This is a genomic window from Weizmannia sp. CD-2023, assembly GCF_036225245.1.
GTDB classification, from domain to species: domain Bacteria; phylum Bacillota; class Bacilli; order Bacillales; family Bacillaceae_C; genus Weizmannia; species Weizmannia faecalis.
Window position 1 is genome coordinate 1 of sequence record NZ_JARTJQ010000019.1, and the last position, 20,355, is coordinate 20,355.

16 protein-coding genes are annotated in these 20,355 nt (G+C 44.2%); 13 read left to right on the forward strand and 3 right to left on the reverse strand.

The features are described from left to right. The first annotated feature begins 340 nt into the window (after window positions 1-340). From P9687_RS02255 to P9687_RS02285, 7 genes are all read left to right on the forward strand, one after another. Complete coding sequence (locus P9687_RS02255; protein WP_061577652.1) at window positions 341-682, forward strand: hypothetical protein; 342 nt, start codon at window positions 341-343, stop codon at window positions 680-682. Window positions 683-861: 179 nt separating this feature from the next. Next, on the forward strand, window positions 862-2,523 hold the full coding sequence (locus P9687_RS02260; RefSeq protein ID WP_061577653.1) for a sigma-54 interaction domain-containing protein: 1,662 nt from the start codon (window positions 862-864) through the stop codon (window positions 2,521-2,523). Between the two features lie 223 nt (window positions 2,524-2,746). Beyond that, the gene (locus P9687_RS02265) at window positions 2,747-3,856 is read left to right on the forward strand and encodes a DUF917 domain-containing protein (RefSeq protein ID WP_061577654.1); all 1,110 of its coding nucleotides are present in this window, start codon (window positions 2,747-2,749) and stop codon (window positions 3,854-3,856) included. After that, the gene (locus tag P9687_RS02270) at window positions 3,840-5,393 is read left to right on the forward strand and encodes a hydantoinase/oxoprolinase N-terminal domain-containing protein (RefSeq protein ID WP_017550154.1); all 1,554 of its coding nucleotides are present in this window, start codon (window positions 3,840-3,842) and stop codon (window positions 5,391-5,393) included. Before P9687_RS02265 ends, P9687_RS02270 begins: the two co-directional genes overlap by 17 nt. 15 nt (window positions 5,394-5,408) lie before the next feature. Further along, window positions 5,409-6,725 carry a cytosine permease gene (locus P9687_RS02275; protein ID WP_017550153.1) on the forward strand — a complete coding sequence of 439 codons (1,317 nt, stop codon included), beginning with the start codon at window positions 5,409-5,411 and terminating at the stop codon, window positions 6,723-6,725. Window positions 6,726-6,755: 30 nt separating this feature from the next. Continuing rightward, window positions 6,756-7,850 (forward strand): DUF917 domain-containing protein, encoded by a 1,095-nt coding sequence (locus P9687_RS02280; protein ID WP_014096174.1) that lies wholly within the window; start codon window positions 6,756-6,758, stop codon window positions 7,848-7,850. Continuing rightward, window positions 7,850-9,427, forward strand: coding sequence for a hydantoinase/oxoprolinase N-terminal domain-containing protein (locus tag P9687_RS02285; RefSeq protein WP_061577655.1), 1,578 nt, complete (start codon window positions 7,850-7,852; stop codon window positions 9,425-9,427). The genes P9687_RS02280 and P9687_RS02285 overlap by 1 nt, the downstream gene beginning before the upstream one ends. A 342-nt stretch (window positions 9,428-9,769) precedes the next feature. On the opposite strand, the gene P9687_RS02290 is transcribed toward P9687_RS02285, so the two are convergent. The 3 genes from P9687_RS02290 to P9687_RS02300 form a co-directional block, all read right to left on the reverse strand. Beyond that, window positions 9,770-10,753, reverse strand: a complete 984-nt coding sequence (locus P9687_RS02290; RefSeq protein WP_061577656.1) for an NAD(P)H-dependent flavin oxidoreductase — start codon at window positions 10,751-10,753, stop codon at window positions 9,770-9,772. A gap of 2 nt (window positions 10,754-10,755) precedes the next feature. Beyond that, a complete protein-coding gene (locus tag P9687_RS02295; protein WP_061577657.1) occupies window positions 10,756-11,112 on the reverse strand; it encodes an MmcQ/YjbR family DNA-binding protein in 357 nt (118 codons plus the stop codon). A 284-nt stretch (window positions 11,113-11,396) separates the two neighbouring features. Further along, window positions 11,397-11,915 (reverse strand): DUF1648 domain-containing protein, encoded by a 519-nt coding sequence (locus tag P9687_RS02300; protein WP_061577658.1) that lies wholly within the window; start codon window positions 11,913-11,915, stop codon window positions 11,397-11,399. 261 nt (window positions 11,916-12,176) lie between these two features. Between P9687_RS02300 and P9687_RS02305 the strand changes: the two genes are divergently transcribed. From P9687_RS02305 to cas7c, 6 genes are all read left to right on the forward strand, one after another. After that, on the forward strand, window positions 12,177-13,508 hold the full coding sequence (locus P9687_RS02305; protein WP_061577659.1) for a ComEC/Rec2 family competence protein: 1,332 nt from the start codon (window positions 12,177-12,179) through the stop codon (window positions 13,506-13,508). Window positions 13,509-13,523: 15 nt separating this feature from the next. After that, window positions 13,524-13,736, forward strand: a complete 213-nt coding sequence (locus P9687_RS02310) for a DUF3006 domain-containing protein (RefSeq protein WP_061577660.1) — start codon at window positions 13,524-13,526, stop codon at window positions 13,734-13,736. A 676-nt stretch (window positions 13,737-14,412) separates the two neighbouring features. Continuing rightward, on the forward strand, window positions 14,413-16,560 hold the full coding sequence (locus P9687_RS02315) for a CRISPR-associated helicase/endonuclease Cas3 (protein ID WP_061577661.1): 2,148 nt from the start codon (window positions 14,413-14,415) through the stop codon (window positions 16,558-16,560). A gap of 3 nt (window positions 16,561-16,563) precedes the next feature. Beyond that, on the forward strand, window positions 16,564-17,217 hold the full coding sequence (cas5c, locus tag P9687_RS02320; protein ID WP_061577662.1) for a type I-C CRISPR-associated protein Cas5c: 654 nt from the start codon (window positions 16,564-16,566) through the stop codon (window positions 17,215-17,217). Then, window positions 17,218-18,897, forward strand: a complete 1,680-nt coding sequence (gene cas8c, locus P9687_RS02325) for a type I-C CRISPR-associated protein Cas8c/Csd1 (RefSeq protein WP_061577663.1) — start codon at window positions 17,218-17,220, stop codon at window positions 18,895-18,897. It abuts the gene before it with no gap. Window position 18,898: 1 nt separating this feature from the next. Beyond that, window positions 18,899-19,822: a type I-C CRISPR-associated protein Cas7/Csd2 gene (gene cas7c / locus P9687_RS02330; RefSeq protein WP_061577664.1), complete on the forward strand. Its 924-nt coding sequence runs from the start codon at window positions 18,899-18,901 to the stop codon at window positions 19,820-19,822. Window positions 19,823-20,355: the final 533 nt, after the last annotated feature.

Below are 20,355 nucleotides of genomic sequence, written 5' to 3' on the forward strand. Positions count from 1 at the left end.
TGTGATGTAAAAAAAGGTTTTTTTGAAGTTATCCACAATTTTAAAAAAGAAATTTGCAAATTCGGCTCTTTTTGGCTTTGAAAGCAGAAAAAATAGATGGAAAAATTTTCTAAATGTGGATAAGTCATTTTATCATAAAACATCTAAAAATTGATGAATTTACTCTTCAGAGCTGAACGGATTAAAAATAAATTGACTTAATAAAGAGAGGTGGATTACCCTTAAAGTGGTTAATTTATTTTCCTGCTCAGTGGATTTTATAAAGATAGTAATGATATGGGCAACAGGCATATTGAATTTGCTGTAGAAAGCTGAGAAAAATCACAGGGAGGAAAATCAAATGAAAAAGCTCGAAATGGAAGCCGACTTATATTGTATACATTGTGAAACAGAAGTCACACATAAAGTCACATATATTAATGATATAATCACAAAAATAGAGTGTGAACAATGTCATCGGGTAATTGATAAAAATATTGATTTTGGAAAAGTATTTTATCAAGAAATTTATAATAGGATATCAACAAAACCGTTTAGACTAACTGAGGAATACAAACAAGACCTTAGTGAATTTCTTTCCAAATTACCTTTTCGGGTGATTACGAAGCCTTACAGAGTGATGAAAGATCTAAACGAGACCAGAAAGATTATTGGGGAATATAAGATACATCATCATAATTAAGTTCTTTCAGTATAGCCCAACTAGTACGGGTATAGGTAAAAGGCTTGGAGCAATTTTTGGAATGTTACATCGAATGATTTCCGATTGAATGAGTGGTAATAAACAATCTAGCAGAGCGGTGCCTGTCACTCTTTTTCGGGTATGCAGGCACCGCTTATGACTTTTGGAGGGAGTTGCAGATGCCATACACGGAATTTGAACAGTCATTAAATGAAGCCTTTTTTTCCGCTACGCCGGGTTTTGTGGAGATAAAGGAAAAGGATGCGTTGTTGCAGTGTGAGGGTTTGGATCAAGCGTATATAAAAGAAATTTTCAAATCGGGCGTAAGTATGGATGCCGGACGGGAAGAGGCGGGAGCCGTTTACTATTTTCCAATTGTTCGGGAGATGAAAGTGGTCTCCGTCTTATTGTTGCGGCCGAAACAGGGCGAGAAAGAAAGGTTCGCCCGGGACATTCAATACTTGAAGTTATTGTCAGAACTGGCATGCCAGTGGGTGGCTGAGAAATTAGAAAGGGAATCATGGCAAAAAAGGTTCGGGGAGATCCATCTCGAAACCCGGAAACTGATTCAATCGATCACCGAGCCTTTTTGTCTAGTGGATCAAGACGGATTGATCCAAGAAATGAATGAACATATGGCTTCGCTTTTTCGCAAAAGAAGGACCACCTTAATGGGTGAAAAGATTACGCAATATATCACAAAGGAAAAATGGGAAAGCATCAAAAGTGGGAAAGAAAAGGATGAGACGGTGGTGCAAGTGCCGAGAATTAAGGGGGAAGCCTATTTTGCCACCATTCAACCGGTAAAAAACAAACAGGGGATTGTCTCGTATATGATCCTTTTGAAATCAAAGAAGACAGAAAAACCGGAGCAGGCCGGCCGGCGCCTTTACCATTTTGAGGATATTCTCGGTGTAAGTGAGATTTTAAAACAGACGATCCAGTCGGCAAAAAGGGTGTCGAAAAGCGATGTAACCATCATGCTGCGCGGCGAGAGCGGGACGGGAAAGGAAATGTTTGCCCAGGCCATCCATCATGAAAGTGAGCGGAAAAATCAGCCTTTTGTTGCCTTAAACTGCGCGGCGATACCTGAAAACTTGCTGGAAAGCGAACTGTTTGGCTATGAAAAAGGGGCCTTTACGGGAGCGGAAAAAGAAAAACCGGGGCGCTTTGAACTGGCCAATCACGGCACGCTGTTTTTAGACGAGATCGGGGATATGTCCTTGTATCTGCAGGCAAAAATACTCCGGGTGTTACAGGAAAAAACTTTGGAAAGGATTGGATCAAACAAAAGCAGGAAGATCGATGTCCGCATTATCACAGCAACACACCGGAATTTGGAGGAATTGATCAGAAAGGGAGAATTTCGGGAAGATTTGTATTACCGGATCAGCGTGATTCCCATTTATATTCCGCCACTCAGGGCAAGAAAAGAAGACCTGCCTATCCTGATTGAGCATTTTATTCAAAAGTTTTCAAAAGATTTGAACAGAGATTCGAAAAATTTAGCGGCAGAAACACTCGACAGGCTTATGCAATATGATTGGCCGGGAAATATCCGGGAGTTGCAAAATGTGGTCCGCCATTTTGTGGAATTGCAGATTGGGGACACGGTAACATTGGAAAGCCTCCCATCCTCTTTACAAAGAGGGGCAAAATCATTTCCTCCATCTGTAAAACCGAAACGGACAAATCATTATCAAACCAGACTGGAGAAAAGGAAAGTGCTGGAATTGTTGGAGCGAAACGGCTGGAGTACAGAGGGAAAGAAAAAAACAGCAGCGGATTTGGGCATCAGTTTGGCTACCTTGTACCGGTATTTAAAGAAGATACAGGGATAAAAATGAGAATTATGAGAAACCATGCGAAAAGATGAGAAAAAACGAGAAAACTCAACATTTTACGAGGAAAAACGGCAAAACTGGACGTGCTTTTCTCAAACTGTAAAATGAGAAAAATGATTTTTAAACTTTGAAAATGTCCGAATACATTGCGAAATGAACGATTCTGTCCGTTTATATTTTTGGCACGATATTTGCATTGTATTTGGTGAGGGGTGAGGTCATGAGCTGGTTCATTCACAAGGAAGACATTGCTTACATAAGCGCCGGCGCAAAATTTTTATCCAGCGGAGGCGGCGGGGATACGAAAATAGCAGCGTATTTGCTTTTGTCTGCTATGGAAGAAGATGACGTGATAGAAGTAAAAACCGCAGTTGAAATGGCAGACGAGTGGGTCGTGCCGGTCGCAGCCGCAGGGTCCACGGTGTTAATGAAAGAAGATCTGCCTGCAGGGGAAGAAATTGTAAAAGCTTTGAAAGAATATGAATCTGTGTCAGGCAGAAAAGCAGACGCTGTGATTTCAATGGAGATTGGGGGGATCAATGCATTAACCCCTTTACTGGCTGCGTTCAAATGCCATCTTCCGGTCATTGATGGCGATGGGATGGGCAGATCCTTCCCCGAACTGGAGATGGTGCATTTCTATCATGCTGGAATCCCGGCCGTTCCGCTCGCCGCCTGTTCAAAAGACGAAACGCTCGTAATAAATGAAGCAAAGCATGTCTCGCGCACTTTGAAAGAATTTATGTTTCAGCAGGATGGGTATTGCCATTTTGCCTGCTTCGGGGCTGCCGGGTCCCGTATGAGGGCGGCCATGGTACCGGGAACATTGAAGCTGGCACTGGAAATTGGAAAAATACTTGCCCAAAACGCCTCTATCTGGGTGAAAGTGCAGCAGTTGCGCCATGCCTTTTTTCAATCTGTATACGGGGAGATGGAGATTGCGTTTGCCGGGAAAATCCGGGCCATCAATCGCTGGTTTGAAGCGGAAATGCTGGTGGGCGCGTTGGAACTGGCCGGGCAGATGGAATACCATAAGCAACGCGCAAAACTGTATTTTCAAAATGAATTTCTTTCTTTTCAAATTCCGGATGCGTGCCATTGTACAACCCCTGATTTAATCATTTTCGTTCATTATGAAACCGGGCTGCCTGTAGCTGTATCGGAACTCCGTGAAGGGATGATGGCCATGGTTTTAACGGTAAAGGCTCCGGGACTGTATCAGACGAAAAAAATGCTTGCACAAACGGGTCCTGAAATGTTCCGGATTCCAAATCAGTTTCTTCAGAAGGAAACGGCCGGGAGGAGGCAGCAAGGTGAAAATTGGCATTGATATTGGCGGGACCAACACGCATGCCGTTTTGGTTTCCGGTGATGGGAAGCTCAAAATGGTTTCCAGTTCTTTGACCACCCCTGATGTCTATACAGGCGTATATCGATCAATGAAGGCCCTGCTGCAAAAATCAGAGATCAGGGCAGAGGAAGTAAAAGGGATTTATATCGGAACAACAGAACTAATGAATGCCGTATACGATGAGAAGGTTTTAGCAAAAACAGCTCTAATCCGCATTGCGAGAAGGCCTGTCAATATCACCCCGGCGCTTAAATGGCCGGCAACACTTCGGCGTTTGATCACAGAGCCGTATTTTATGGAAAGTGATCATGGCTACAACAAGAGCGGCGGCCGGATCGCGGATTTCAAACCGCTCGAACCGCTTTACCAATCCATTGCTGATGGAAAAATTGATGCCGTCTGCATCGTGGGCAGCTACTCCCCTTTGTATGAAAATGAGGAAGTTGCGGTAAAAAATGAAATTCGGAAAAGATTCCCGGAAATGCCTGTTACGGTTTCCCACTCATTTGGCACCCTTGGGTTTATGGAACGGGAAAATGCCGCTTTGCTCAACAGCTTATTGTCGAGAGTGATCAAAAAAATGCTTGCCAATTTAGCGGAAGGCTTCTCCTCTCTCTTGCTGGAATGCCCTTTTTGGCTGACGGAAAATAACGGATCGTTAATGTCTGTTGAACAAGCGATGAAATTCCCAGTTCTAACGCTTGCTTCCGGAGCGGCCAACAGTTTGAAAGGGGCAGCGAAACTTTCCGGGCTTCAAGATGTGATTGCGGTGGATATCGGCGGAAGCAAAGTGTATGCTGCGCGTGTTGCCGGCGGGGATTTGCCTGAAGTCATGGGCTCCTCCGATTTCCCCGGCTTGGAAGCAGGGCTTGAGATGCCGGAAATCATTTCCCTGCCTTTTGGCACAGGGAACAGGCCTGTTATCCGGAAGGGGGAAGTGGAGCTGTTGCCACTGCTTTCGAATGATATTAAGCAATACGGCGTTGCCTGGGGAGGAGATGCACTGACAGTCAGTGATTGCTTTCTTAAGCTCTTTCCTGATGCTTTTTATGACCCCGAACTCCAAACAGAAAAATTAAAATATGTACCAACGAATGATTGTGCGATGGTTGTCCAGTATGTGGTGCAAAAAATAAAAGAAATCCTGGACCGGCTGCAAAATGAAGAAAAAAACCTCCCCATTGTACTGGTCGGCGGAGGCAGCCCGCTTTTTAACCCGAATCTATTCGGAAAGTACCAAAAAGTGCTGAATCCGGCCGGCTATCCGTATAGCGGGGCAATCGGGGCTTGTGATGCGACCATCAGCGAAGTGTCAGATAAAGTGTACTGGTTAAATGACCGCTCAAAAGAAGAAGTGGTGGCCGAAGCAGCTTCTGCCTGCAAATTAGAAGCCATCAAAAAGGGCGCAGATCCTGATACCGTCAAACTTGCTTATATAGAAGAGTATCCTTTTGAGTACATGAAAGGGGAAATTCTCCGGATCAAAATAAAAGCTGTTGGCGAGCAAATTTTATAAAACGGAGGCTGCAAAATGCAAAAAAAATCAAGTCTTGGTGATGATTATGCTCTGTCCCGGGTACCGTCGTCCGGCCGCCAATCGTTGTGGAATATCACCATTGTCCGGGTCGGCTCATTAGCGACGATTTCACAATTTATTCTGGGGGCTTCATTAGGATACGGGATGAACTTTTGGCAGGCTTTTTGGGCAACGATGTTCGGCAGTGTCATCCTTGAAGTCATTAGTTTTCTGCTTGGCTATGCGGGTGCAAAAGAAGGGATGTCAACCAGCCTGCTATCTCGGTGGACGGGCTTTGGCAGGTACGGGTCAAGCATCATTGGCGCTGTAATTGCCATTTCTTGCATCGGCTGGTTTGGCGTACAAAACGCTGTCTTTGCCCAGGGGATCGTACAATCCACGAACGGGGCAATCAGCCTGCCGGTTGCGGCCGCGATTACAGGCTTGGGTGTAACGGTTCTTGTCATCTTTGGTTTTAAAATTTTAAGTGTAACAGCATCCATCGCTGTTCCTGCTTTTCTATTGGCAGTGGCAGTTGGCATTTATGATGTGCTCAACAAATCCTCTATTACGGAGTTAGTGGCAAGCGCACCTGCCGGAAAACCGCTGACAATGGGTGTTGCCGCAACAATGGTGGCGGGCGGGTTTATTATCGGAGCCGTGATTACGCCGGATTTCAGCAGATTTGCCAAAAACGGGAAAGATGTTTTCTGGATGACGATGATCGGCACCATTGTCGGTGAGCTTGGGATCAATATGATTGCCGTACTCATGGCGCTTGCTGCCAAAACAAGTGACGTGGCGAGCATCATGATGCAAACTTCCGGGTGGCTGGGCGCATTGGTTGTTGTTTTTTCCACCGTTAAAATCAATAACTTGAACTTGTATTCCTCATCACTCGGCTTTACGAATATCTTTGACAGCATATTGAACGTCAAATTGAATCGCGGCCTCGTGACGCTCGTCATCGGCATCATCGGGACGTTATTGTCTGTGATGGGCATCCTCGGCCGCTTTACGGATTTTCTTGTTTTTCTCGGGGTTCTGGTGCCGCCGATTGCTGGCATCATTGTCGTGGATTACTTTGTACTGAGAACGCACAAGAAGGAATTGGATGCCAGCCGGATGAAAGGAACCTTGCCGGAGACAGAAGAAAATGTAAACTGGGTTACGATGATTTCCTGGGCTGCGGGTTTTGCAGTCGGATACTTTGTGAAAATGGGGATCCCGTCCATCAATTCATTGGCGGCGAGTGCAGCGGTATATCTGGCAGGCATGCTGATTGTCCAGGCCGTCAGGAAAAACCCCGCTGAAGAAAAAATTGCATCTTAAAGAACCTGAATATTGGAGGCCTAAAAAGTAATGAGAAAAATCGGAATACAGGAAATAGAAGATATCGCAGTTGGAGCCGCCTTGCTGGGCACAGGGGGCGGCGGTGACCCGTACATCGGGAAGCTGATGGCAATCCAGGCAATTGAAGAATACGGCGAGGTCACTTTATTGGATGCGGAAGAAGTGCCGGATGATGCCCTGGTGGTTCCTTCCTCCATGATGGGCGCACCGACTGTCATGCTGGAAAAAGCGCCTAGCGGTGAGGAAGCGTTCGTTGCTTTTCAAAAATTGGAAACGTATCTTGGCGATAAAATTTATGCTACTTTTCCCATTGAGGCCGGCGGGGTCAACTCCATGCTGCCCTTTGCGTTAGCTGCGAAACTGGGGTTGCCTGTTGTCGATGCGGATGGAATGGGGCGGGCTTTTCCGGAACTGCAAATGGTGACATTTTATCTGGACGGGATAGCTGCAACGCCGGCCGTTTTAGCGGATGAAAAAGGAAATACCGTTGTCCTTTCTACCATCGATAATGTTTGGACAGAAAGGATTGCCCGGGCAGCAACGGTCCAAATGGGAGGATCTGCGATGACTGCCATGTACGCGATGAAAGGGAGAAATTTAAAAGAAAGCGGCGTCCGCAATATTTTAAAACTCGAAGAAACCATTGGCAAAACGATCCGGAAAGCAAAGGAAAACAACGCAAATCCAATTCGGGAAGTTGTCAAAAGCGTCAAAGGGTTTCCGCTGTTTTCCGGCAAAGTGAAAGATATTAACCGTAAAACGGAATCCGGATTTGCAAGAGGGACAGCAACGTTTGAAGGCATGCATGAAAATAAAGGAGAGACGCTTACGCTTCGGTTTCAAAACGAGCATCTTTTGGCCCGGACGGAAGAACGTTTATTGTGCATGACCCCGGATTTAATCGCTGTTTTGGATGCGGAAACGGGGCTCCCGATCACAACAGAGGGAATTCGTTACGGCGCCCGGTGTGTTGTCATTGGAATTCCGTGCCATCCAAAATGGAGAACAGAAAAAGGACTGGCAACGGTCGGCCCGAAATATTTCGGATATGATGTGGACTATGTTCCGGTGGAAGAACTTGCAAAAGAAGGAGTGCGTTCATAATGGGAGTTTACCGTGTTGGAATCGACGTTGGCGGCACACATACAGATGCCGTTTTACTGGATGAAAAGAATACTGTGATTGCGGAAACCAAATCGCCGACAACAGAAGACGTGGCAACAGGCATATACCATGCGATGCATAAGATCATCAGCGATGCCAATGTCCCGCGCGATCAAATACACTATGCCATGCTTGGCACGACACATTGTACAAATGCCATTGTAGAAAGAAAGAGATTAAATCATATTGCGGTTGTGAGGATCGGCGCGCCGGCCACATTGGCTGTGAAACCGTTGATCGGCGTTCCGGAAGATTTAAGGGAAGCGTTAGGGAAACACGTTTATCTCGTTCGCGGCGGCCATGAGTTTGACGGCCGGGAAATTACAGCGCTCGATACCCATTATCTTTTTCAAATTGCCAGGGAAGTGAAAGGAAAAGTAGATTCTATTGCGATCACTTCCGTCTTTTCACCTGTTTCCCAGGACCATGAGCACAGGGCAAGCGAAATTTTTAGGGAAGTATTAGGAGATGAGGTTGCGATTTCGTTATCGTCCGAAATTGGTTCCGTCGGCCTGCTTGAACGGGAAAATGCAACCATTTTGAATGCAGCGGTTGTCAATGTTGCCAAAACAGCCGCAGAAGGATTTATTCAGGCACTCGAAAATGAAGGTATCAAAGCACGCGTCTTTTTCGGGCAAAACGACGGCACGCTGATGTCGGTTGATTATGCCGTAAAATATCCGATTTTTACGGTTGCTTGCGGACCGACCAATTCACTGCGCGGCGCTTCTTATTTAAGCCAATTGTCTGATGCGATCGTGGTCGATGTCGGGGGGACGACTTCGGATGCCGGCGTACTTGTCAACTCTTTCCCCCGGGAGTCATCGCTTGCCGTTGAAATCGGCGGAGCGCGGACAAATTTCCGCATGCCGGATCTCATTTCAATCGGTCTTGGCGGCGGGACAATTGTACGAATCCGGGATAACGGGGAGTTCACAATCGGGCCGGACAGCGTCGGTTACAGGCTTCCGGAAAAAGGTTTGATTTTCGGGGGAGACACCCTCACCACCACCGATGTGGCAGTAGCACTTGGAAAAGTGGAACTGGGCGACCCGGAAAAAGTAGCGCATCTTGACAAAAAAGTGATGCAGCAGGTGTATGGCAGAATGGTGGAAATGGTCGAAGAAGCCATCGATAAGATGAAAACAAGTGCGGCACCGGTTCCGGTCATCCTTGTTGGCGGCGGGAGTGTATTGCTGCCGGACTCTTTAAAGGGCGCATCACGGGTCATCCGCCCGGAACATTCCGGTGTTGCCAATGCGATTGGTTCTGCGATTGCACAAGTCAGCGGCCAAATTGAAAAAATTTACGTTCTTGACGAAATAGGCAGGGAACAGGCATTGGAATCTGCCAAATCCCAGGCGAAGCAAGAAGCGATCAAAGCAGGGGCAGATCCCGGCAGCCTTGTCATCGTGGATATAGAAGATGTGCCGCTCGCCTATCTTCCGGGAAATGCGACAAGAATTCGGGTGAAGGCAGCCGGAGAACTGGGGCGGATGTCCGTAGCCGCGATTTAAATTCTTGGGATGTTGAAGAAACGGAAAGCACGTTGAATCTAACTGGCACCGGATAAAGAATGGGTGGTATGAGAAATCTGCCAAAGATCCATCTTTGGCAGATTTGCAGATGTCAGATGCTGCGATTTAAATTTCCGGTGCCCGCTCCTATGTTGAAGCGTGGGAAGCACGTTGAATCTGACTGGCGCCGGATGGAAGTAATGCCCTCTTTCATTGGAATGGGTGGAATAAAAAAACTGCCAAAGATCCATCTTTGGCAGTTTTTTAGCAGAGGATTCAATTGTTACCCAATCCGAACGAGATATTGGGCGGGGAGCCTCGTCAGATTCGTCAATCGTTGTTTCACGATGATCTGTGGGTTTGTTCTTTCATTATATGATTTAATCGGTATAACCCTTTTTCTGCAGCATGCATCATCTCGTCAAACAACTCCTGCACTGTCGGGATCGTGTTGATGAGGCCGATGACCTGTCCGGCCCATGCATAACCTTTTTCTTCGTTTCCGTCATAGATATAGTTGCAATTTGCGCTACCGCTAATCATCTCTTTCAGGCCTTCGTAGGATGCCCCTTCCTGTTCACGTTCCATAATATTCAAGGCAAAGCGGTTTTTCAAGACCCGGCCAGGTGCCCCTAATGTTCTCTTAATCACTACTGTATCCGTTTCTTTTGCATGCACGATGGCCTGCTGATATTTCTCGTGTGCATGAATACATTCTTTGGTGGCAATAAAACGGGTCCCCATTTGAATTCCTTCTGCGCCAAGAGCAAGGGCAGCCAATAATCCACGCCCGTCCCCAATGCCCCCGCCGGCGATTACAGGAACGGATACTTCGTCTGCAACCCGGGGAATGAGCACCATGCCGCCAATGTCGTCCCGGCCTAAATGGCCCCCGCCTTCCTGCCCGACGGCGATCACTGCGTCTGCACCCAATTGTTCAGCTTTTTGTGCTTGTCTTGTTCCAGCCACAAGCACAAGTGTACGAATGTTTTCTCCTTTTATCCTTTCGAAGACCGGTTGCGGGTTACCGCCACTGATGGAAATGGCTGGAACCTTTTCTTCAATGGCCACTTCAAGCAACTCCTCGTACCGGCCGTTATACCTTGCGATTGCAAAGTTTACACCGAAGGGCTTCCCGGTTAATTTTCGTACTTTGTGAATTGCATTGCGAAGTTTTTCAGGTGTTCGCAGCGTCGCGGCAGTGATTTGCCCCAGGCCGCCCGCATTGGAAACAGCAGCAGCTAATTCTGCATACCCGAGATAAGCAAGGCCTCCCTGGATAATAGGGTATTTTATTTTAAATATCTCCGTAATGCGTGTTCTCATTTTTACCGGCTCCTATTTGACTGAATTCCTTTTTTCTTTGTTAGGTGATAGCTTTGCCTTATCATATCACAGATTTCTTCCTCCGGGACGGTGCCGTCAAGAATAATGGAATTCCAATGCTCTTTGTTCAGATGGTATGCCGGAACAACAGCATGGTATTTCCGGCGATAAAAATCCAGCCAGCCGTTTTCACATTTCACATTGATCCAAATATGGCCGTTTCTTTCAAAAATCCAGGCGAATACTTTTTTGTTTTCTTTGTGGCGCATTAATGTCCAATTTTTATCTTTAAAGGGATAATCTTTATATGTATTTTCCAGTTTTAAACAGTAATGAATAGCGTCCTCTCTTGTTTTCATTTATGACCGCTCCTTCAACATGCTGCTATTTATATTATATAAAAACGTTAGGGGTTACCGTCATTTTTTCCTGCTTTCTTAACGTAGGCGTGCTCTATGTTAAGAAAGGTCATCGAATTTTTCTGCCTTCTTAACATAGGCGTGCTCTAAGTAAAGGAAGGACGCCGAATTTTCTCGCTTTCTTAACGTAGACGGGTTCTATGTTAAGGAACAGCGCCGTTTATTCGTATTTTTTGCTTTATATTGGTTTGAGTGGTGAAACTTTTTCAGCGTTCATCCTTCCTTTATCGTATTGTTGTTATTTTATTTTTTTGCGTCACGATTCCTGATGCAATTGGAATTCCCATGCCAATGATTACGATAGGTAAAAACCATTTACCAAACCCGTTTCCCCATCCCATTGCAATCACAATGGATTCCAATAAGATTAAAGCAAAGAAAATCAGACAAATATTTTTCAATTGATTTAGCAGTTTCCGGCTATGCACATAAAATTGTTTTGCATTTGATTCATTTAATCGATCAGGATAATTATAAATATGAGGGAATTTTTCCAAAACCTGCATCAATAGCGCAAGGATTGCCCCCACGCCGGGTAAAATCAAAAGTTCCCATTTTGATCCCCAACGATCGACTTTACCGGAGGCATCATAATGTCCGGGAACTTTTTCTGGAAGTTTCCCCCAAACGCTAACCAGAAAAATAATCGAACCAAAGAAAAATAAATAGCCAATGATGTCCCAAAACCATTCGCTTTTTGTCTTGGGAATTTTCAATTTGGGCCGCTTCCGGGAGTTTGGCATGCCATTTCCCCTCCAATCCAGTTTAAAAATTTTTTGTATACGACAGCGTCTCCAAGTGCAAGCTTTTTTACATTCCATGCCATCTTTATTTATATACGACAAAAGCAGCCAAATTCCTTATCAAATTTGAAATTGGTTTTTTTATCCGGACTTCTCTCTAGAGCGGGTTGTGTATGGTAAACTAATGATGTCTTTGCCACTTTGAAAGGGGCTCCAGTTTTTTCACCATTTGAGTCCATATGGAAAGAAGGAGAATAAAATTTGAAAATTAACCGGACGGGCGCATGGTTTCTGCTATTATTCTTCATGCTCTTTTGCAGCGGTTGCGGCCAAACCCAACCCGCTAACAGCCAGCCGGCAAAAGAAAAGCAGGTTCAGCAGGTAAGCACGGAAAAATCAGAGAGTAAAGCAGACAGCAAAACTGTTAACAAGACAGACAGCCATCATAAAAGTACTGCATCACTTCCAAAAGGAAAACTAAAGGTTTATTTTTTTGATGTCGGGCAAGGGGACAGCATCCTCATCCAAACGCCAAAAGGAGAAAATGTGTTAATTGATGGCGGGAATAATGACAAAGGCGATGATGTTGTCCGGTATCTCCGCCAGCTGCATGTCAGCCAATTGGATGATGTGATTGCCACCCATCCGGATGCTGATCATATCGGGGGCCTGGATACGGTCCTGGAAAACTTAAAAGTAAAAAATGTATATGCGCCGCGGGTCGTGAATACAACCAGAACCTATGAAGATTTTTTGCTGGCCGTGAAAAATAGCAGGCTTAAAATCAAACAGGCAAAAGCGAATGTGGATCTGGGGCTGCAGGGGGCATCGATGAAGTTTGCCGCGCCTGTAAAAGATTATCACGAAGAGATGAATGACTGGTCGGCTGTTGCAAAACTCTCCTATGGGGAGAAGGGCACTTTTCTATTCACGGGAGATGCCCCCTTCCGTTCTGAAGAAGATATGATTGCAACGCACCAGGATCTTTCGTCCCAGGTATTAAAAGTGGGGCACCATGGTTCAAAGACTGCAACAAGCCAGGCGTTTTTGGATGCCGTAAAACCGAAGTACGCGATTATTTCGGTAGCGAAGGTTAATTCGTACGGCCTTCCAAGTGACGAGGTAATCAATCGCTTAAAGGCGAATCATATTCAAATTTTCCGGACAGACGAAATGAAGACCATTTTAGCGGTGACAGATGGGCATTCCATTGAATTCCAGCCGGTTCCGTCTTTAACGCCAAATCATTTGTCTTCGGAAGCGGGGAATGCAACGGCTTCCGGCAAGGCTGTTCCGCCAGTAAAGCAGCCGTCCCAGCGAACCACTTCTAATGGTACATTACAGGCGAAGGTTGATGATCAAACGCCTCAGCAGTATGGTAAAATCAATTTAATGGTTACAGGTTTGACAGGCGCGGCATATCAGGCAACTTTTCATTACAAAAGCAAGGACACCGTCTATCAGGGGACGGCAGGGACGCCGCTTCCGGTTCGGATCAGCAGAGCGGCTCCCGGCTATGAAGTGCGGATTGATATAAAAGCTGTTGTAAAAGGGAAAACATATACCACCCACACTTCTTTTACCCCGCAATAAAGGAGGCCGTTTTTGATGAAATATATTGTTGATCGGATCGAAGGGGAATTTGCTGTTTGTGAAAAAGAGGACCGGACGACTGTGGATATCCGTCTAAGTGAGCTCCCATCCGCTGTCAAAGCCGGAGACGTTCTCGTCGTCGAAGATGGAACACTGCGCATTGACAGGCAACAAACAAAGGAACGAAAAGCCCAAATCGAAAAATTGGCAGATGAACTTTTTGAATAGGTAGCAGGGGGAAAAGGGTCAAACGGGGTACCAGTTGGGATATGGTCTTATCCAATAAGGGTGCGCACTGCCCAACTTTGAAAGAACGCGGGAATCCTTAAAGTATGCAGTGTTCAATTAGATTTTGGGGAGGGGGATTGTCTTATGCTATATTTGTAAGGACAAAATGAAGGTAAATAGAGACGGTTTGAAACTTTTAATCATCTCTGATAAACTACCCTATATATTTTATTCGCATTTTATGGGAGTACATTAAGGTTTAAACATCAACACGATTGATGCGTTGTTTATATCTTGGTGTACGCAGTAAGTGCGTGGATTGAAATTGTGAATTGGAAATTTACGTTTTTCTTGATTTTTACGTGTGTAGGCCAAACTACCAGGGTATGGGTATTGCCCCGATAGTTTGGCCTTTTTTTGTTCGGCAGCGGAATTTCAATATTAACAGACATTTATATGATATGAGTCCAATGAAAACAGATATAAAAAACATCTCTTTTTTTATGAACTCGTCACTTTTGATGCGGGGTTTAAAAAATATTAAATGTTCAAATTTTTGTGTTGCAGAGCAAGAAAATTTTTACTATAATTAATGTATGGTTAAATTTCCAATTCACAGAAGGTGGTAAAAATCAGATACATTGCCCATTTTGCTGAAAATAAAGAGCCTCATTATTTGGATGAGCATATTAAGGGGACGTATTTTCAAGCAAGACGTTTTAGCCATACGTTTGATCGTTACGGGATCACGGCCATTGCTGCGATTGCACATGACTTGGGGAAAAAGTCTAGTGCGTTTGTACAATACTTAAAAGCAGACAAAAAAATTCGCGGGTCAGTCCAACATGCTATTGGTGGTGTGATTGCGCTTTGTGACATTCTACAAGAGGTGCGGGATGAACGACTTATCATGGCTGCTCTGATAGTAGCGGGTCATCATACAGGGATGCCGGATCTACCAAGGTTGTCTGAGGAAAAGGTTCGTGAAGCCCCGCAATATTTGAAAGCAATTCCGGAGTTGTCACAAACAGAAATGCAAATGATTAAAGACATATTGAAACGATTTCCGGGATTGCCGCTCGGAGGAAAATCTGATCGTAAATCTTCATTTGCGTACAAAGAAATGCTGATGAGAATGTGTTTTTCTGCACTTGTAGATTCTGACTTTCTGGATACAGAACGTTATTTTGATTATGGAAAGAGTATAAAACGGCGGGGAAAAGCATTCAGTATACAACAACTGGATGAACAATTACAGAACTATATGCTTAAGTTGCGCATGGAAAGCCAGGATAAAGAGATAAATAGATATAGAAATGAAGTATATATGGCTTGCAGAGAAGCGGCAAAACAACCTTTGTTTTTTCGGGCGCTGGTTGTACCGACCGGGTTGGGGAAAACGTTGGCTTCGATAGCTTTTGCACTTGAGCATGCAAAAAGATTTAACAAAAAACGGGTGATTGTGGCGTTGCCGCTCGTGAACATCATTGATCAAACAGCCAGACAGTATCAAAAGGTTTTCGGGAAGGCATCCGTTTTGGAACAGCATTCCCAGCTAAGTTATACAGATGATAAAGGTGAGTCAATGGAGCGGGCAAGGTTGGCAGCTGAAAACTGGGATTCATTTCCGATTATTGTAACAACGACGGTGGAATTGTTTGAGAGTTTATTTTCAAACCGCACAAGTAAAGTAAGAAAGCTTCACCGTTTAGCAAACAGCGTGATTATTTTAGACGAATTTCAAAAATTGCCCATCCATGTTCTTGCACCTATTTTTCAAGCTCTGCACATATTAATGGAACATTTTAATGTCACTGTCGTTTTATGCAGCGCAACACCGTTGTCTTTCAAAAATGCTGAATTGGTTGGAAATATGGGTACGCCGGTAGAAATTTGTAAAAACCATGATCAACTGTTTGCAAGCATGAAACGGGTTGAATATACCCGGATTGAAAAGCCGCTAACTGTCTCAGAGCTTGTGGCCAGAATGAGAGAACACCCTGCTGCACTTTGTATCCTAAATACGAGGAAAGATGCCTTTCAGGTATATCGCGAAGCAATCAGCCAAAAGGTGAACGGACAGAAATTATATCATTTATCGAATCGGATGTGTCCTGACCACCGGAAAAAGGTGATCGAACAAATTAAAGAGGATTTAAAAAAAGAAAAGCCCATTCTTGTCATAACAACAACAGTAGTAGAAGCAGGAGTGGATTTGGATTTTCCAACAGTGTTTCGCGCAATGGCCCCGATTGACTCAATTGTTCAGGCTGCAGGAAGAAGCAACAGAGAAGGAAAACTGGACAAAGGAAAAGTGTTTATTTTCGAATTGATTGGAGGGGGGATGCCTGGCGGAATGTACCGCAAAGGAACGGAGCAAACGAGAATTTTATTGAATCATCACGGCACCGTTGCATTGCATGAGCCTTGGATTTTCGAAAAATATTTTCGGAGTTTATATACCCTCGGTGGAGACGACTTGCTGGATTCATATGGAATAACAAGCCTTAAACCTTTTTCATTTGAGAAAGCGAGCCGCTTGTTTCAAATGATTGATCAGAATACGGTATCCATCCTTTGCAAAAATTACCAAGATGAAAATGGACAAATTGAAAGATTGATTTGGATGTACAAAGAAGCTCCATATTTAACAAAGGAATGGTATCGTGAGGCACAGTTATTTGCTGTAAATGAATATGTGGACAGCAGTTTTTTTAGAGAGAATCAAAATCAGTTGGAAAAGATATCGGAAGGTTGGTATATTTGGCACGGTGATTATGACATGAAAACCGGGATTATGGATATGGACGAGGGAGGAGATTGATAGATGGGGAAAATTTTCCGGCTGAAAGTATGGGGCGAGTATGCACTGTTTACCAGGGTGGAAGCGAAAGTGGAACGGGTATCTTATCCAGTAATGACTCCGTCTGCGGCAAGGGGCATTTTAGAAGGCATTTTTTGGAAGCCAGAATTCAAGTGGCGAATAAAAAGCATCCATGTGTTGAAGCCCATTCAGTATTATTCTATTTTGCGGAATGAAGTTGCTTCAATTGTGCCTGGTAACATCGTCACGAGTAGACGGGATTATTTCACAGATGATAACCGGGAACGGCAATTGCGCCATTCAATCATGCTGCGTGATGTTGCCTATATTATAACGGCAGAAATGCAACTAGTAAACCTGACGATGGAAAATAAGAGGAAGTATGCATCTATGTTTTTGCGAAGAGTGAACAAAGGGCAGTGTTTTTATCGCCCTTATCTCGGGACAAGGGAATGTTCACTTCACTTTTCCCTGCCTGAAGATGATGATAAGGCAATACCCGATACAATGGACATTGGCCCAATGTTATTCGACTTAAAATATCCCAAAGATCCCGGACAAAAAAATGCCCGTGTCATTCCCTATTTCTTTGATGCCAAATTGGACCGGGGTGTATTGCATGTGCCTGAGTATCTGTATAAGGAGGTGGATGGCTGAATGTATATGCGCAGACTGGTGGAGTTTGCCGAACAGCATGCCAATGATTTGCCGCCGGTCGGATATGCCCGGAAAAGTTATCAATGGTTTGTTGTAATTACACATGATGACCGTTTTGAGTTTATTCAGGCTGAGCGGGGTGAACAGCGTGTTATTCCGAATCGCAGTCGTCAATCGGGTGTATCGCCTATTTTGCTTACTGACAAGGCGGAGTATGTATTTCAACTGCCTAAAAATCCCGCCAATGCAAATAGAGCAGCGGAACGCCACCTTGCATACCTGAAATTATTGAAAGAATGTTGTGAGGCCACACGCAATGAAGTTGTTCAAAAGATCGTGCGGATATTGGAAAGTAAAAGCTGGCAGCTCCCAGATGGCATGAAACCGGATGATTTTATCTTGTTTCGGACGGAAGCGGGTGACTTTCCCCACGAAGACAATAAAGTAAAAAAGTTTTGGGAGGATTTTCTATTAAAGAATAGCTCAAAGGAAGAGAACGATAGTGTTTGCTTCATTTGCGGACGTACTGCACCGGCAGTAAAACGCCATACCATTGAATTTTCTTTGGGGAAAGAAAGGACAAAGCTTATTTCGGCCAACAAAAGTGCCTATTTTTCATACGGACTAGAAAACTCAGAAATTGCACCTACATGTTTTGCATGTGAACAAAAATATGGACAAGCTCTCTCGTACTTATTGAGAAAATATCCTAACAAAAAGCAGCACGGTGGCCCTCATATGATGGAAATCGGCAATGTGACGTACGTGTACTGGACTGTGCAAAACGATCCGGAAACGACCAGCATGTTTACGTCACTATCCGACCCGGATCCCGATGCAGTCCAGAGAATTTTATCATCACCATTCAGAAGGACTGAAAATTACGCTTCTTTAGACCGTGTAAGTATTTTAGCGCTGTCAGCAAACAAGGCCAGAATGGTTGTCCGGGACTATGCGGAGCCGCCTGTATGGGAGGTTCAGGCTCAAATCCGACGCTATTTTGATGCGCAACAAGTAGTAGGAGCACCAAAACCGGCGAGCATTTATTTATTGGCCGCTTGCATGTACCGTGATGGAAGAAAAGAGATGCGGAAGGAAGATGTTCTGGACTGGATGAACTGGGCACTTTATGGCAAAAGACTCTCAGAGCGGATCGTAGCAAAAATCGTGAGAAGAATTCAGGCAAGGGGCGGTATGACATGGATACATGCAGCAGCAATAAGAAGCTGGCTAATTAGCCAAAACAAGGAGGAATGGACAGTGGATTTAGATCACGCCAGAATCACGCCGCCTTACTTATGCGGCAGGTTGTTTGCGGTATTGGAAGCAGTGCAATACGAAGCAGTTAGAGGAAACGAAACGATTGCATCAAGGTTCTATGCGGCAGCTTCATCGACTCCACGAACGATTTTCGGACTTTTAATGCGAAATAGCAAATGGCATTTAAGTAAAATCGGTAAAGAAAACAAAGGATATGAAGTTCGTTATCAACAAAGGATTCAATTGATAACCGGCCAATTGAAAGAATTCCCTGCTGTCCTTGATTTGCAAGGACAGGCTGAGTTTGCACTCGGTTACTACCATGAAAGACAAGATATATACAAGAAAAAAGAAGATATGCCTGCTGATTCTGCTAATGTAAGTCATTTAAATAAAACTGTTGTTGAGGGGGAAAAATAGAATGAACATCAATTCAATTATTGATCCAAACAAACGCTACGATTTTGTGTTCGTCTTTGATGTGACGGATGGAAACCCGAACGGTGATCCGGACGCAGGCAATCTGCCGAGAATTGATCCGGAAACAATGCAAGGTATCGTAACGGACGTTGCAATAAAAAGAAAAATAAGAGATTACATTTACTTGACCAGAGGGAATTTGGAGGGTTTTGATATTTACGTCAAGCATCGCGGAATTCTTACAAATGAGCAGAAGAAGGCTTATGAGCAATTAGGAAAACCGGAAAACGACACCAGCTTGAAAACAGTAAAAGATGCGCGGGAGTGGATGTGCGAACATTATTTTGATACACGTATGTTTGGTGCTGTCATGTCCACAAAAAAATTTAATGCAGGTCAAGTACGGGGAGCCGTCCAACTGACATTCGCACGCTCGGTTGATCCGATTTTTCCTGCTGAATCGAGTATTACTCGTGTTGCATTAACGAATGCTGATGATATTAAAGGCGGGGAAGCTGCTGATGAAGAGGCACGTACCGGACAAATGGGGAGGAAAGCCCATGTGCCATACGGTTTATATATCTCCTATGGTTTTTATACACCATCATTTGCAGTTCAGACAGGAGTAAGAGAAGAAGATTTAAAAGGGCTGTGGGAGTCGCTTATTAACATGTGGGATCTGGATCATTCAGCCTCGCGCGGTCGGATGGCATGTCGGGGATTATATGTATTTTCACATGAAAGTTATTTAGGTAATGCACCATCTAATCAATTGTTCGAGAAAATTGAAATCCATCGAATCGATCACAGTAAGGTTGCAAGATCGTATAAAGATTATACCGTCGTTTTTGATGAAAAAATGCCCGAGGGAGTAACGCTGTATAAAATTGTGAATTCTTTTAAAGATGTCAAAATTGTCAACTGAGTTGTTGTCTTTGGATACAGGGCTTTACTTCAGTGCCACTCTTTGGTTTGGATCAGACGCTTACCAGATACTTAAAACCTAACAGTGGGGAAGGTCCTTAGAATGATTTTTAGTTTTAATAGGATATTCAACATCTGTCGAATTAGACGCCGATGCTGAAATTAATCGTAGTAGTACTGATGACTTTTTGCAGCAGGAAACAGAGTAACACGTTTTAGTTCATTTTATATAGCAGAAAAACAAAAATTAACCAGTCCAATTTATCTCGTAAGAACGATTAGTTAAAAAGTGGTTTTTTAACGTGCTGCTTTTTACGACATAGCAGTCTGTAATAAGAATGCTTTTTGGTGAAACTGTGCGAATGAATAGTGTACATGAATTGCCCATGGGATTCGCACCAAAAATCCAATAGATTTTTCCATATAAAGGAATTTTCGTGTAGCAAAACTTGGGATAATATGGGGTAATTTGTAGATATTCGTCAAAATCTATTAAATTTCTACACGATAATAGCTGTCACACTCCTTGCGAGT